The sequence below is a fragment of the Marinifaba aquimaris genome (genome assembly GCF_013328345.1).
In the GTDB taxonomy this organism is placed as follows: Bacteria; Pseudomonadota; Gammaproteobacteria; order Enterobacterales; family Alteromonadaceae; genus Marinifaba; species Marinifaba aquimaris.
Map to the genome: position 1 here is coordinate 1 of NZ_JABULX010000050.1, position 14,880 is coordinate 14,880.

14 protein-coding genes are annotated in these 14,880 nt (G+C 40.6%); all 14 read left to right on the forward strand.

All coding sequences use genetic code 11. The features are described 5' to 3' along the window. Window positions 1-536 precede the first annotated feature (536 nt). On the forward strand, window positions 537-3,410 hold the full coding sequence (locus HR060_RS18605) for a TonB-dependent receptor (protein ID WP_246283219.1): 2,874 nt from the start codon (window positions 537-539) through the stop codon (window positions 3,408-3,410). Window positions 3,411-3,785: 375 nt separating this feature from the next. Next, complete coding sequence (phnF, locus tag HR060_RS18610) at window positions 3,786-4,541, forward strand: phosphonate metabolism transcriptional regulator PhnF (protein ID WP_174201785.1); 756 nt, start codon at window positions 3,786-3,788, stop codon at window positions 4,539-4,541. After that, on the forward strand, window positions 4,542-5,459 hold the full coding sequence (locus HR060_RS18615; protein WP_174201786.1) for a phosphate/phosphite/phosphonate ABC transporter substrate-binding protein: 918 nt from the start codon (window positions 4,542-4,544) through the stop codon (window positions 5,457-5,459). A 39-nt stretch (window positions 5,460-5,498) separates the two neighbouring features. Further along, window positions 5,499-6,281: a phosphonate ABC transporter ATP-binding protein gene (gene phnC, locus HR060_RS18620; RefSeq protein WP_174201787.1), complete on the forward strand. Its 783-nt coding sequence runs from the start codon at window positions 5,499-5,501 to the stop codon at window positions 6,279-6,281. Continuing rightward, on the forward strand, window positions 6,281-7,273 hold the full coding sequence (gene phnE / locus HR060_RS18625; RefSeq protein WP_174201788.1) for a phosphonate ABC transporter, permease protein PhnE: 993 nt from the start codon (window positions 6,281-6,283) through the stop codon (window positions 7,271-7,273). Before phnC ends, phnE begins: the two co-directional genes overlap by 1 nt. 66 nt (window positions 7,274-7,339) lie before the next feature. Next, a complete protein-coding gene (gene phnG / locus HR060_RS18630; protein WP_174201789.1) occupies window positions 7,340-7,846 on the forward strand; it encodes a phosphonate C-P lyase system protein PhnG in 507 nt (168 codons plus the stop codon). Between the two features lies 1 nt (window position 7,847). Beyond that, complete coding sequence (phnH, locus tag HR060_RS18635; RefSeq protein ID WP_174201790.1) at window positions 7,848-8,414, forward strand: phosphonate C-P lyase system protein PhnH; 567 nt, start codon at window positions 7,848-7,850, stop codon at window positions 8,412-8,414. Then, window positions 8,414-9,529 carry a carbon-phosphorus lyase complex subunit PhnI gene (locus HR060_RS18640; RefSeq protein ID WP_174201791.1) on the forward strand — a complete coding sequence of 372 codons (1,116 nt, stop codon included), beginning with the start codon at window positions 8,414-8,416 and terminating at the stop codon, window positions 9,527-9,529. Before phnH ends, HR060_RS18640 begins: the two co-directional genes overlap by 1 nt. Next, the gene (locus HR060_RS18645; RefSeq protein WP_174201792.1) at window positions 9,529-10,413 is read left to right on the forward strand and encodes an alpha-D-ribose 1-methylphosphonate 5-phosphate C-P-lyase PhnJ; all 885 of its coding nucleotides are present in this window, start codon (window positions 9,529-9,531) and stop codon (window positions 10,411-10,413) included. Before HR060_RS18640 ends, HR060_RS18645 begins: the two co-directional genes overlap by 1 nt. Further along, complete coding sequence (locus tag HR060_RS18650; protein WP_174201793.1) at window positions 10,406-11,236, forward strand: ATP-binding cassette domain-containing protein; 831 nt, start codon at window positions 10,406-10,408, stop codon at window positions 11,234-11,236. Before HR060_RS18645 ends, HR060_RS18650 begins: the two co-directional genes overlap by 8 nt. A gap of 16 nt (window positions 11,237-11,252) precedes the next feature. After that, window positions 11,253-12,002: a phosphonate C-P lyase system protein PhnL gene (locus HR060_RS18655; protein WP_174201794.1), complete on the forward strand. Its 750-nt coding sequence runs from the start codon at window positions 11,253-11,255 to the stop codon at window positions 12,000-12,002. Next, complete coding sequence (locus tag HR060_RS18660; protein WP_174201795.1) at window positions 11,999-13,150, forward strand: alpha-D-ribose 1-methylphosphonate 5-triphosphate diphosphatase; 1,152 nt, start codon at window positions 11,999-12,001, stop codon at window positions 13,148-13,150. Before HR060_RS18655 ends, HR060_RS18660 begins: the two co-directional genes overlap by 4 nt. Next, window positions 13,137-13,721: a phosphonate metabolism protein/1,5-bisphosphokinase (PRPP-forming) PhnN gene (phnN, locus tag HR060_RS18665; protein WP_174201796.1), complete on the forward strand. Its 585-nt coding sequence runs from the start codon at window positions 13,137-13,139 to the stop codon at window positions 13,719-13,721. Before HR060_RS18660 ends, phnN begins: the two co-directional genes overlap by 14 nt. Then, a complete protein-coding gene (gene phnP, locus HR060_RS18670; protein WP_174201797.1) occupies window positions 13,721-14,470 on the forward strand; it encodes a phosphonate metabolism protein PhnP in 750 nt (249 codons plus the stop codon). The genes phnN and phnP overlap by 1 nt, the downstream gene beginning before the upstream one ends. Window positions 14,471-14,880 lie beyond the last annotated feature (410 nt).

Genomic DNA, 14,880 nt, shown 5'->3' on the forward strand with positions numbered 1-14,880 from the left:
AATATCTCACCAGCAGAATATGAGATAAAACTAAGTAAAAGTGCCTAGAAAAGTATCCAAGTTTATTTGACCGTTACACTCTCGCAATCAGAACTTTATAAATTGCTTGTGAGGCAATCACAATTAATCCAAAGTTATTTATTTATAGTTCACTCAAGCCTTTTGGTCATATATGACAGCCGTTGATGGTTATATTCGATTTCATTTTTAATTAACGTTTTTTAAACGTCCAAATTTAGTGGGAATAAAGGGTAATGCATCGTAAATATCAAATCGGTAATCCTTAAAATTTTCACTCAGTAGGTTGTGAGTAAATACACATCTGATTTGCATTCTTGCAATGTAAGTGTCTTCAAATTATCCGTAAATCGTCACATATCAGACATGTGTAGTTAATAGATCTTCAATACTTTAGATTATGACATCCAGATGTATAGACGAGTTGATTTTGAAGGATGTTCAACACTAATCGAAAATAACAAAACAAAATATTCGGGTTAAAAATTATGTTTAAATTAAGACCGATAGTGGCTGCAATGACAGTCGTTTTAGCTGTATCAACTGCGCAAGCTGCAACTATTTCGGGCAAAATTGTTGATGACAAAAACAACCATTTACCTGGCGCAAAGATTAATGTATTGGGTTCAAATTTTTCCACTGTATCAGACTTGCGAGGGCAGTTTGAATTAAATGAATTACCAGCTGGAAGCTACGATGTAAGAGTGACTTATATTGGATATGAATCTCAGACGTACAAGCTTACCGTTGCAGAAGACGAAACTAAAAAACTATCTCCGTACGTTTTACATTCAAATATTGGAAGTATGGAGGAGGTTGTCGCGGTTGGATATATTCAGCGGGGTGAAATGCGCTCATTGAACACTCAACGCACGGCAAACCGAATTATGAATTCTATTTCAGCCGATGGCATAGGTAAACTTCCTGACAGGAATGCGGCTGAGGCAGTTTCTCGTGTAACAGGTGTATCTATTGAGAGAGACCAAGGTGAGGGGCGATTTGTCGCGATTCGTGGACTTCCTTCAGAATGGAGTTCCTCAACAATCAACGGTGATAGAATTCCAACTGCTGAACAACAAACAGAAAGCAGAGCAGCAACGTTTGACCATTTCCCAACAGAAATGATTGAAGCGGTTGAGGTCTCAAAAGCAATTACTCCTGACATGGAAGGTGATGCGTTGGGAGGTACAATTAACTTCATTACGCGAACAGCTCCTGACGAGCAAACATTAAGCATTAATGTTGGCGCTAGTTACAATGAGAAAGCAGATAAACGAAACGGTTCGTTTAATTTTTTATATGGAGACCGATTAATGGACGACCGTTTGGGTTTTATTATGAATGTGACAAGCTGGAATCGTGACTGGGCTACTGACAACTACGAACCACGCCGTAAAGGCAATGGCATATACCGACTTGAACTTCGAGATTATACGGGTACCAGAGAAACCCTTGGTATCAACGTTGGAGCTGAATATTTGCTAGATAATGGCAAAATATACGCTCGTGCGTTGCATGGTGAGTTGTTTGATGAAGAAACACATTATAAGCACAGATTACGCTTTGACAAAAACCGTGTCGAACTTCAACATATTCGCAATGACATGGAAAGCAAAATGAAAGGTTTTGAGTTTGGTGGTGAGCACGATTTAAACAGCAAATTAACCTTTGATTGGAAGTTATCTAGCTTCGATGTAACGTTCGGTTATGACAATATTCCTAACGACGAAGATCCTGGCTACTTATCCGTACAATTCAATCAAAAAAATGTCAATTTTGAAAACTTATATTACACGAATGAAGGTGGTCAGCTTGTTGAAGCGCGCTACCAAGATGGAAAAGTTGTCCGCCAAGACAACGATCAAGTTGTCGATGGTGTCACCAAGTTAATGGCTTATAATACCATTGATGGTGGTAATGATAGTTGGAATAGGATTGGCACACACTTACCCTCAGGATATCAAGCAAATCCAGCGGAGACATATTTTGACAATATCTTTTTCTGGAAAGGCGACATTCAAGAAAAAGATAAAATTGTTGGCTCTGCAAATTTTACGTATCAATATAATAACGATTTAGAGCTGAAATTTGGTGCTAAGTATCGCTCCAAAGAGCGAGTTGGAAGGGAGTCAATAGAGATTATACGGTGGACTGGCGATGGGCCTAAGCCTGCGTTATCAGAATTTAAATTGATCGACCAACCTGGAAGAACCGAATTTCTTGAAGAAGTAGATGTTGATTACCAAGAAATTTTTCATCAAGTTGCACATGTTGATGAAATCGTTAAGTGGGTTAATGAAAATAGTACGAATTTATCTGTCAGCAAATCAGAATCTGAAACGTTGGAAAATGGACGAGCTTTAGGCCGTAACTTTGATGTTGAAGAAACACATACATCAGTTTACGGTATGGCTTCTTACGAGGTTAGTGATCAGTTGAGTCTAGTCGGTGGGGTTCGTCTTACTCAAACCGACTCTAGAGTCAAAGGTTTTAACCATTCCTTAGTTGAAAGTGGCACTGATAGTGATGGTAATCCAATCATGGAGGATAAGTTGACACCGACGAGTGCCTCAAACGATTACCTGTCAGTACTGCCTTCGATTCATGTTAAATACAGCCCTGATGAATTAACTAACTGGCGTTTCGCTTTGACTAGAACCTTTGCCCGCCCTGATTTTGGCGATCTAAGCCCCGGAGGATTCTATTTCGCTCAAGACAACACTTACACTATTGGTAACCCAGGCCTTGACCCAACCTACTCTACCAATGTAGATGTACTTTTTGAGCATTTCAGTGAAAACATTGGTGTTATGTCTGCGGGCATTTTTTATAAAGATGTTAAGGACCCTATCTTTAAGAGTAGTTATGTGGGTGAATTTAACGGGCTTGACGACGTAGAGTTCATTACGTCTAAAAATGGCGATGGGGCAAAGCTATATGGCGCAGAGTTAACATTTAATAGACAATTGGATTTCTTACCGGGGTTTGCTAGACATTTTGGTGTGAATGCTAACCTTACCTTAATGGGTTCTGAAATGACTTTGGAAGGTCGCAGTGATAAGCCTGCCATACCACGACAAGCGGATGAGTTGTACAACTTGTCAGTCTATTATGATGATGAAATATTTAGCGCAAGATTGGCGTGGAACCACAAGGGGGCTTATATACAGGAGCACGGTAGTTCACCTGAAAAAGACAGCTACTATGGTGATAATACCAGTTTGGATTTTACGTCGTCTTACATGATAACTGACAATGCGATGATTTATCTTGAAGTGAACAACCTAACAAATGAGCCATTGCATTATTTCTTGGGAAATGAAGAGCGACCGAAACAGGTAGAGTACTATGGCCTCCGTGGTCAAATCGGCTTTAGATACGATTTTTTCTAAATAATAATCACCGCTCTGTTTCAGAGCGGTGATTTCGCATATACCTTAAAAAAGCTAATCCGCCAATGGATCTATCGGTGCCAGTTTATATCTGTGTAGGTTGAGTCACTAGTATACCTCTAATTGACTTAGATAAAATAATAGTCACCTGCTTTTCTTGATGATTAGTTTTGTCAAATGGCTTTATGGGAGTCTGATTTCCTCACTATAGAATTACCATATCTTTTAATCCGTATTCAATCTTAGTTGTCATCTTAAATTATTGTTCGTCAGGCGTTTTAGATTGTGTATTGCCATATCATCTAATTATCACATGGTTGTAATCGCATAGAAATAATCACACGTTATTTTTTAGAAAAAAGAGGTGATGTCTAGATGTCTGTATATCCTATTTACAGGGGAGAAGGTTCAATCCCTGTATACCGTCAAATTGCGCTTTGGCTCAAAAAAGAAGTTTCTGGCAACTATATCTCTGGTGATATTTTACCGTCAGAAATAGAGTTAGCAAAGCGGCTGGGTGTTAATAGACATACACTCAGGCGTGGTGTAGATGAATTAGTCTGTGAAGGTGTCGTTGAGCGTCGACATGGTGTGGGTGTCATTGTGCTAGAAAAAGCACATAATTATTCAATAAACCCTCAATCTAGATTTACTGAAGCATTTGAAGCCTTAGGGTGTGCAACAGAAAGTAATCTTATATCGAAAAAAATCATCATTGCTAATGATGTTATTTCAACGAAGTTAGGGGTACCAGTTGGTAGTCAGTTAATACACCTTGAAACGCTGCGTATTGTTGAACAAAAACCTTTTTGTTTAATAAGCCACTTTTTATCTTTGGATAACTTTTCACTCGTTTTAGATGATTATCATGGCGGCTCCCTTCATGGCTTCTTAAAAGAAAACTATTCTATATTTCTTGAGCGAAAAGAAAGTGTTATTAGTGCTGTATTACCCACCTTTGAAGATACAGCGCATCTATTAATGCCAAAAAGTGAGCCCGTGCTCAAGTCCAAAAGCATTAACGCAGAAATCGGTACTGGTCGACCTGTGGAATACGCTATAACGCGTTTCCGTGGTAGTACCAGCGAATTAACGTTCAGTTTCAACGATATTAATAAAAAGGGTAATTAGATGAAAATCATAACCTTACTTGCCGTTAGTGTAGTTGCCATTCTAGTGTCCAATACCGTTGCGGCTAAGTTACCAGATGGCTCTAAAAATAGCCCATTACGTGTGCTAATGGTACCAGCAGACACAGGTACTAATAATATTATTCAAGACTATAAACCAGTGTTTGATGGGATCACAAAGTACTATGGTATTCACTTTGATATTAAAGCTGGTAACAGTTACGCAGCGGTAGTCGAAGGAATGTGTAATGATAGAGCCGATATTGCCTGGTTCGGCGCTTCGAGTTACGGCGAGGCTTATGATCGATGTGGCGTTGATTTGTTGGCCGTTGATGTTAAAAAAGGAAACTCTTCATATTATTCGGGAATTTTCGTAAAGAAAGGTAGTGGGATTAAAAATATCTCTGATTTAAAAGGGCGAAGTGTTGCTTTTGGTAGCACTAGCTCTACCTCATCATTTAATTTTCCTGTTGCTATGGTCCTTGCTGCGGGCGTTGATCCGGTTAAAGATCTAAAAAAAGTGATTGTAGCCGGGTCTCACTCTGCATCTTTAGCAGCCCTTGCTGAAGGAAAAGTAGATGCGGCGGCAGCTTCATATAACTCATTCGGCAAAGCGGTTAACAAAGGTGCGATAGACCCGAGTAAATTTAAAGCTCTTGCAAAGTCTCAACCTATTCCTAATCCGCCTTTGGCTATGAACAAGGGATTGAACGCTTTACTTAAAGTGAGGCTTAAAGAGGCATTTGGTACCATTCATACAAAAATGGAATCAAGCAAAATAAGGGGATACGGTGGCAAGAGAGTAGATCGTTATGACACCAACTTTGATGAAAGCAAGATATTTGATGCGCTTGCTAAGCTTGGCGCTGTAACAAAGCAAGTTAAAGAAGACATGATTACGAAAGCAGGCCAACGTTAACATATTCTTTTTATCTGGATAATTTAGAGGTAATAAAAAATGCTGGTGTTTGATTCTGTCAGTCGTCAATACAAAGATGGCACGATAGCGGTTAATAATGTTTCATTACAAATACCTCAAGGAGAGTTCTGCGTTTTACTCGGTCCTTCTGGAGCAGGAAAGTCCACTTTAATGAATATGATTAATGGTGTGGTCGCACCTACATCGGGGTCGGTTGCATTTTGTGGTGAAATTATTACCAAGAGCAACATGCGACAATTCCAACGTCAAGTCGGTATGATTCATCAACAGCTACACCTAATACCCCGCCTATCAGTATTGCACAACGTCTTAAGTGGCTTGCTACCTGAGAGGGGGTTCTGGCGCAGCTTTTTCAAATTTTTTTCGAAAGAGGATCAAATAAAAGCATTTACATTACTGCATGAAGTCGGCTTGGAAGCAAAGCACTTGCAACGCAGGGCTTCGGACTTATCAGGCGGGCAACAGCAGAGAGTGGCGATAGCTAGAGCTTTTGTCAGTGATCCTAAAGTTGTACTCGCAGACGAACCCGTTGCAAGCCTTGATCCCACAATGAGTCGTAGTGTGTTGAATAGCTTGAAATCTGCCGCCAAACATCGTGATGCTAGTGTGGTATGCACACTGCATCAGCTAGAGTATGCCTTAGAGTTCGCAGATCGAATAGTAGCATTAAGGGCTGGCCGAGTATTTTTCGATGGCTCGCCAAAAGATCTTGATCTTCAAACGCAGCACGCCATTTACTCATTAACACAAATCGAAGAAAAAGAACGTGTTGGGAAACGAGGTAATGAGGTAGCAGTTTGATGAATGTGACAGAAAAGAAATGGCAAGACTGGCCAACTCATCAGGTGATAACTCCCAAACGTATTTTTTTTATACTTGTCGCATTTATACTCTTATCAATTTCTGCTCACAACACAGAAATTGATAAAGCCGCAGTTGATACGTCGAAAGCTTTCCTATCGGCTGTGGGGATGGGGGATTCACAAGTACTCGACGGGGCAGTGCGTTTTGTCAGTAAAGCTTTTCCTATTCAGATATCTGAGCGAACAGAAATTTCAAGAATAGAGGGTTTAGATCGTGCTGATTTACCATGGTTTGCTTACGTTGAAATAGGTGAACTTAGAGAATACGATGCATTAGATGAAAAATGGACGATAGAACAAACTGAGTATCTAGTTGAACCTTTGGGGTATTTGAAAAAAGTCATCATCAAAATGTGGGAAACCATAGAAATGGGCTTTTGGGGGACTTTAATTTCCGTAATGATCTCTTTACCCCTAGGTGTGCTGGCAACAAAAAATTATGCTCCTCATCGCTTGGTATACACAGGTGCTCGTTTTTGGTTGAGTTTCCATCGAGCCATGCCTGAACTAATTATTGCACTGTTTCTGGTACTTATGTACGGATTTGGGCCAGTTGCAGGTGTTCTCGCTCTTGCCATACACACAAGTGGCGTACTAGGAAAATTCTTTGCCGACGAAATAGAGAATGCCCCTAATGGTCCTCAATTAGCTTTGAAATCAGCAGGTACTAGTAGCCTTAAAGTTCTCAGATATGCGGTTTTACCCCATGTCCTACCGGCTTGGATAGCCTATGTTCAATATATTTTTGAACGTAACATTCGAACCGCTACGGTACTAGGAATTGTTGGAGCAGGAGGTATTGGCATGGAGCTAAAAGGTCGATGGGATCTGTTTGATTATGATCATGTATCAACGATTTTATTAGTCATTTTTATTACCGTGTTAATCCTAGAGTTTGGTTCACAGAAGTTACGAACGAAAACACTTTAGACATATTGATAAGCCGTCAACAACCAAATTTTTATGATGTTCAAATATCTATTAAAGGCATAGAGAATGAATAAAGAACTTAAATTGCCGCGAGCACAATGGATCAAGGCACTCAGTCAAATTAAGCGACAGGATTTAATCGAACAAGTTCAAACCCTAGCTAAAGACTGGTTTATCAAGCCGATTTCTCCTCCCCAATCAGGCCTCGGTGTTTTAAAAATGAAAGAGAGCACGATGTCTGAGGCCTTCTTTCTAGGGGAATTTCCACTATCGAGTGTTGGGATTGAGGTTTCTACCCCTGGTGGCGCAATGGCTCAAGGAGCTGCAAATATTATGCACGATGATGTGAAATATGCTGAGGCGTTAGCCATTTGTGACGCTGTGTTGGCTGGCAAACTCGATGGTTTTGATGAAATCGCGGCATTGTTAACGCAAGGGCTTAGTATATTTGAAGAAAACGAATCGGCTCGCAAAAAAATTCTTTCGAGTACACGTGTTGATTTCTCATTACTTGAGGATGCTATCGGTCCACATGACCATAACACAACAAATAATGTCGCAAAGGATATCTAGAATGTTGCACGTAGAATCAGTTTGGTTACCTAAATTACAACAGCAAAACTATCGTCATTTGCTCAATGCAATGTCTCGCCCCGGCTCGCAAAACCAAATCATACATGGCGTATCTGACGAATATAAATTTGATTACGGGTTTCTCCCTTTGCTAGCAACTCTTGTGGACACACAGGTCTCAGTTTCTGATCCTGAATCTCTCTTAAAAGAAAGTGAATGGAAGATGTTGCAAACTTCTAAAACAGAAATTTCCAACGCTGATTTTATTATTGCTATTGGACAAAAACCTATCTGTGAGGAACCAAAATTAGGAGCTTTGTCGCACCCGGAGCAATCAGCCACCGTGTTCTTGTGCGTAACAAAAATAGGCGAAGGTGGTTTGACAATAAAGCTTACGGGACCGGGGGTTAATGGCATGAATACATTAAAGGTAAGAGGTTTGAATGAGGCCTGGTTGGAACGCCGGAATGAATGGTGCGCGAGTTTCCCCCTTGGTATTGATATGTTTTTGTGTGACCGAGACAGTTTTATTGCATTGCCGCGAACAACTCGCGTGGAGGTAATGTAATGGCGTATGTAGCAGTTAAAGGTGGCGGCCAGGCTCTCAGGGGAACAGGAGGTGCGCTTGAGTACCTTAGAACCTGCAAAGGAGAAAGCTCCCTTGATTCAGATGCTATCCGACATCAATTAAGATTGTTACATAGCCGTGTAATCTCTGAAGGAGGTATTTTCCATCCCGAACTAGCATCCCTCGCTATAAAGCAGTTTCATGGCGATACGCTTGAAGCGGCTTTTGCTCTCAGAGCTTATCGTTCAACAGTTCCTCGCCTTGTTGAAACACCTTTAATGGATACCAGCAAAATGCGGATTACTCGTCGCATATCTGCTGCTTTCAAGGACATTCCAAAAGGACAGATGTTGGGGGCAACTAACGATTATCAACTTAGGTTGATGCGAATGGATATGCTAGATGAATCACCTGAAGCGTTCAAGGCTGTTGCTAAAAAGTGGTTATGCAATACGAGAGAGGTGGACATTCCTGATACCTTCCCGAAAGTGTTGGATGAACTCAGGAAGCAAGGTTTACTTCCTGCTGAGGCTGCATCGCATAATTTAGAAAAACCGTTCGATATTACTCGTCAGCCTCTTGTCTTCCCTGTACCAAGGTCTGCTGCCCTTGCAACAATGGCCCGGGCTGAGCAAGGCTCATTACTTGCAATGGCATATTCGAATATGCGTGGCTACGGTGACGTTCATCCAACCGTTGCAGAATTAAGAGTCGGGTATGTTCCTGTCATGCTACCTCATCTTATTACTGGTGAGTTGACTGAAATTGGTGAAATAGAGATAACAGAGTGCGAAGTTGTCGCTATGTATGAAGATACAGAAGATGCACAGCAACAAAATTCGAAAGCCATGTTCACGTTAGGTTATGGGGCTTGTTTTGGCCACAACGAAGTAAAAGCGATCAGTATGGCAATACTGGATCGCGCATTACAAAAAGGTATGAAAGATGGGCCTTCTAATCCATCTGAAGATCCTGAATTCGTTTTGTTACACATTGATGGTGTAGATTCGATGGGCTTTTGCTCGCACTATAAAATGCCTCACTACGTTACGTTTCAATCTGATATGGATCGCTTGCGAACAACTCAGAACAAACAGAATGAGGCTGCAGAGTAATGAGTCAATATAACTTTGGGTTTTTAGATGAATTCGCTAAAAAGGAAATTAGGCGGTGCACTATCAAGGCCGTTGCTATTCCCGGCTATCAAGTGCCATATTCAAGTAGAGAAATGCCAATGGGAAGAGGGTTTGGAACAGGGGGCTTGCAGTTGACCCTCTCTTTGATAGGTGAAAATGATACCCTTAAAGTAATAGATCAAGGCTCTGATGACTCTGTCAATGCAATCAATTTGCGAGATTTTATTGAGATGACTTGTCCTGGGATAAATACAACGACGAGTACTGATAAGGCCGACATTATTCAATCGCGCCACCGAATTCCGGAAAAAGAATTGAAAGAGGAACAGCTCATTGTCCTTCAGGTACCTTATCCTGATCCATTAGTTATCGTTGAGCCATCAGAAGAAAAGCGCAAACAAATGCATGGTGAAGGAGATTATTCTCGTTTACTCGTTAAGCTTTATGAAGACCTTATAAAGTATAAGGAAATTACAATATCTCATCGTTATCCTACCCGTATAAATGATGGTTATGTCATAGATCCTTCGCCCATACCTCGATGGGATGTACCCAAAATGCATCAATCAAAGGCTTTAATTTTGTTAGGTGCGGGGCGAGAAAAGAAAATCTATGCTGTTCCTCCTTACACGGATGCAAAACCGTTAGCGTTCGATGACGTGCCATTTAGGGTTGAAGATTTTTGCGATAAGCGCGGTAAACGCCGAGCTTGTAGCAAGTGTGGTTCAGTGTCTAGCTTTTTAGATGAGTTTGTCGACTCAACCAATGGAAAAACTGTCTATCAATGCTCTGACAGTGACTATTGCGCTGAATACTGTGCAGCTCAAAGTAAGCAACCCTTTGAAGAGAGTATAGATGGATAAAGTATTAGAAGTAAAAAACTTGTCAAAAGTCTATGGTAAAGGCTGTGCAGACTGTTTTGGGCTTACTGGTCCTCAAGCTGATACCAATATTTGTCCTAGTTGTGGCAGCGTGGTTGCAGCACATGATGTTTCATTCGATCTGTATAAAGGAGAGATTTTAGGGATTATGGGCGAATCTGGTTCTGGCAAGTCGACATCAGTAAAATGTTTGTTTTTCGATGAAGAGCCAACTTCAGGCAGTGCAGTTTTTTATGATGACGGTAAACAATATAATTTGTTTACTTTAAATGCTGCTCAACAAAGACAGTTATCAAGTCGTCGTTTTGGCATGGTTTATCAAAATCCTTATTTAGGATTGAATTTTGATATTTCCGCTGGTGGAAATATTGCTGAACGTTTGTTGATGTCTAGTATTAGTCATTTTGGTGCAATAAGAGAAAGAGCGAGCTCTTTATTGCAAAGGGCAGAAGTTCCAACCGCAAGAATAGATGCCCTGCCAAAAACTTTTTCAGGTGGCATGCAGCAGCGTGTGCAAATAGCGAAAGCTTTGTCAACATACCCTCCACTGCTATTTTTAGATGAAGTAACAACCGGACTAGATTTATCTGTGCAGGCGGCAATACTCGACTTAATTATGGAGATACAGCAAGAAATCGAAACGGCGATGATCGTGGTTACACATGATCTAGGAGTGATTCGTTTGTTAGCTGGACGCACTCTTGTAATGAAATATGGCAGGGTCATTGAGTCAGGTTTAACCGACCAGGTTCTTGAAGACCCACAGCATGCCTATACGCAACGACTTGTCGCTTCGGCACTTTAAATGGAGTTTGTATCTTATGACACACCACATAGAACCAATCGATAGCCCTTGTGTGCTTCGGGTTCAAGGATATGCGAAGCAATTTGTACTTCATGAGCAAAGTAAAATTATTCCTTCATCACAGCATGTCGAACTGTCGGTTTATCAAGGTCAGCTGACCGCGCTTATTGGCCCAACGGGTTCCGGAAAGTCAAGTGTGCTTAAAGGTATTTATCGGACTTATCTGCCAAGTGACGGACGTGTACTATATCGTTCAAAAAACGGTTATGAAATTGATCTAGCCAAAGCTGATGAACATCATATCTTGCAACTCAGGAATGATGAGATCAGCTTTGTAACGCAGTTTTTACATGTCTTACCAAGAAAACCGAGTGAATTTCTGGTAGCTCAACCTCTTATAAAACGTGGCACAAGTATGTCAGAAGCTATTGATAAAGCGCGAGATATGTTGGCACGTTTGAATCTACCAGAACATTTATGGTGTTTATCTCCAACAAATTTTTCAGGTGGTGAAAAACAGCGAGTAAATTTAGCCAGGAGTCTGGTAGCAAAACCACGCCTTCTTTTGCTCGACGAGCCTACATCGAGTCTCGACCCTACAACGACGAATGTGGTGGTGAAAGAACTTAAAAAGCTCAAAGATTATGGCGTTGCTATGCTTGCGATTTTTCATGATCCTGCACTCGTTGAAGAAATGGCTGAGCACATCGTTGAACTTCAAATACCTCAATCAATTGAGCAATTACAAGAGAAAACACAAGCATGAAAACACTGATAACAAATGCAACGATTGTGTTGCGTGATGAAATTTTAAAAGAAGCTAAGATGCTAATTAAAGATGGTTTCATTCACTCAATCAACTCAGAAGTTTCTGGGGCAGATCAGGTAATTGATTTGCGTGGAGACGTTTTGATGCCAGGGATGATTGATATTCATTGTGACGCTCTTGAAAAGGAAGTCGAGCCTCGACCAAACGTACACTTTCCCTTGGATTTTGCATGTGCCCAAGCGGATAAACGTAATGCCGCTGCCGGTATAACCACCGTTTATCATGCACTATCATTTGCACATGAAGAGCTGGGAGTACGAAATAATAATTTTGCTGCAGAGGTGGCAAGAGCAGTCTATAAATGGCAACCACATGCATTAGTTGATAATCGCGTTCATTGCAGATATGAGATAACAGACGAAACAGGGGTAACAATCCTGAAAGAGTTGATGGAAGAAGACTCAATGCACATGATTTCTATGATGGATCATACGCCAGGTCAAGGACAGTTTAAGGATTTGACTGCTTACAAAAACTATTTGAGCCGAACCTATAAAACGTCAGATGAAGAGATTGACGAGATCATAGAGCGTAAAATTGCGTCAGCTTCAGGCGCCTTTGAACGAATGAGTGAACTCACTCGCTTAGCACATCAACGGAATCTATCTGTTGCGAGTCATGATGATGAATCGATTGAACGTATTGCAACCATGAGAGAGATCGGGGCTGATATATCTGAGTTTCCAATTAATTTAGAAGCTGCAAAGGCGGCTAAAGCAGCTAAAATGTCAACGGTCTTTGGAGCTCCAAATATATTACGCGGAAAAAGTCAATCTGGTTCGATGAAAGCGATAGATGCAATAGAAAATGGAGTAGCAGATTGTTTATGTGCTGATTATTCACCAGCGGCATTGATCGTAGCGGTATTTAAAATCCCGGAGCTTCTTGATATGTCTTTGGTAGAAGCAATAAAACTGGTAACCATAAACCCCGCAAAAGCTGCAAGATTAGAAGATCGTGGAGAAATTTCTGTTGGTAAACGAGCTGACTTGATTGCAGTGAGCTCCCCGGGTAGGTTACCTCAAATTTCCAAAACTTGGAGTGCAGGAGAGTTGGTATTTCAGGCTCAATATGACCATGGCTAAGCTATTTTATGTTATTGGTCCCTCTGGTGCAGGGAAAGACTCTTTGCTCAATCATCTCCGACAGCATTATAGCCCTGACGATGGTATTGCAGTCGCGCATCGCTATATTACGCGAGATGCTAATGCTGGTGGTGAAAATTATATTTCTTTATCAGAAGAGGAGTTTCTCCATAGAAAAGAGGCCGGTTTATTTTTTATGGATTGGCAAAGTCATGGTTACTATTATGGGATCGGTCTTGAAGTTTCCATATGGTTGGGCCGCGGAATAAATGTGGTTGTAAATGGTTCTCGCGGATACTTACCAGAGGCAAGAGTCAGGTTTAATAACGTACGCCCAATTTTAGTTCATGTAGAAACAGATATTTTGAGAGAGCGGTTATTAGCGCGAGGCAGAGAGCCAAATACCCAAATTGAAAAGAGGCTTGCAAGAGCAAGCCAAAGCGACAGTGACCTATTGTCATCGAATACTGTTCTTAAAGTCGATAACAATGGTCCTATAGAACTAGCAGGTAAAGCTTTGTTTGACCTTATCATGTCAGAAGTGGGTTGTTCTCGACAGGTGGCTATTTAATGAAAGTCACACTATTGGGGACAGGGGCGGCAGGTGGAGTCCCTGTTTTTGGTTGCCAATGCCATATTTGTCTGAGTGCAAAGATCACCCCTTCACTCAGAAGAAATCCTGCTTGTGCTTTGATTGAACTGGACGGGGCGGCTTACCTAATAGATGCTGGAATAATGGATATAGGAGAGCGTTTTGAATCTTCTTTTCTTAATGCGATATTCCTGACTCATTTTCATCCCGATCATGTTCAGGGGTTATTTCACATTCGTTGGGGAAGTGGATTTAGAATTCCAATATTTTGCCCTCCCGATAAAGAGGGGTGCGCTGACCTTTATAAAAATCCAGGGATACTTGATTTCAGACAATTAAAGAAATTTGAACCACTAGACATCGATGAGCTAAGAGTTACTCCGTTGCCCCTGATTCATTCAAAACTTACCTATGGCTATTTGTTTACAAACGCTGGAACGTCAATGGCCTATCTCACCGATACCAAAGGTTTACCACCAGCAGTTACAGATTATCTCAACGCAATAGTTCTAGACTGCTTAATTATAGATACGACTTCACCACCAACAGTTGAAAACCGAAATCACAACAACTACAACGATACGTTAGCTATTCATGAATCGATACGTCCGAAAAAAACCGTGTTGACTCATATTTCGCATGATTTGGATAACTGGTTAAACGAAAATAATACATCGTTACCAGAAAATATGTTAATTGGTCGCGATAACATGATGATAAAAATATAACTTATACATGATAAATGGTTTATGGTATTTGTATCAATTAGACACATTTGATTTTTAAGAGAGGCTTTTTTTATTAGCTTTAAAACTACTTCCTTTTTAACATGTGATGATTATAAATCGACGAAAAAACTTTTATTCCAAAGTAACATGTGAAGTGTGGGTAATCGAATTGTTAGGTATAGGTTTTTTAGCCAATGAAAGATAAATTTTACGCTAACTGATTAAACGGTTTAAATTGCCTGATAGTTTTATGGTGTAAGTAAGGCTGTTATAAGCTTTGTTAGTGGTTAATTTTTATTACCTTCAGATGGTTGTAACGGTATGGTTTAACTAGAGACTTTGTTAGAGGTAAAATTCAACTAACGAATGAGGTTAAAAATGCCAAAGAAAATATTAACAGCATAATTTGA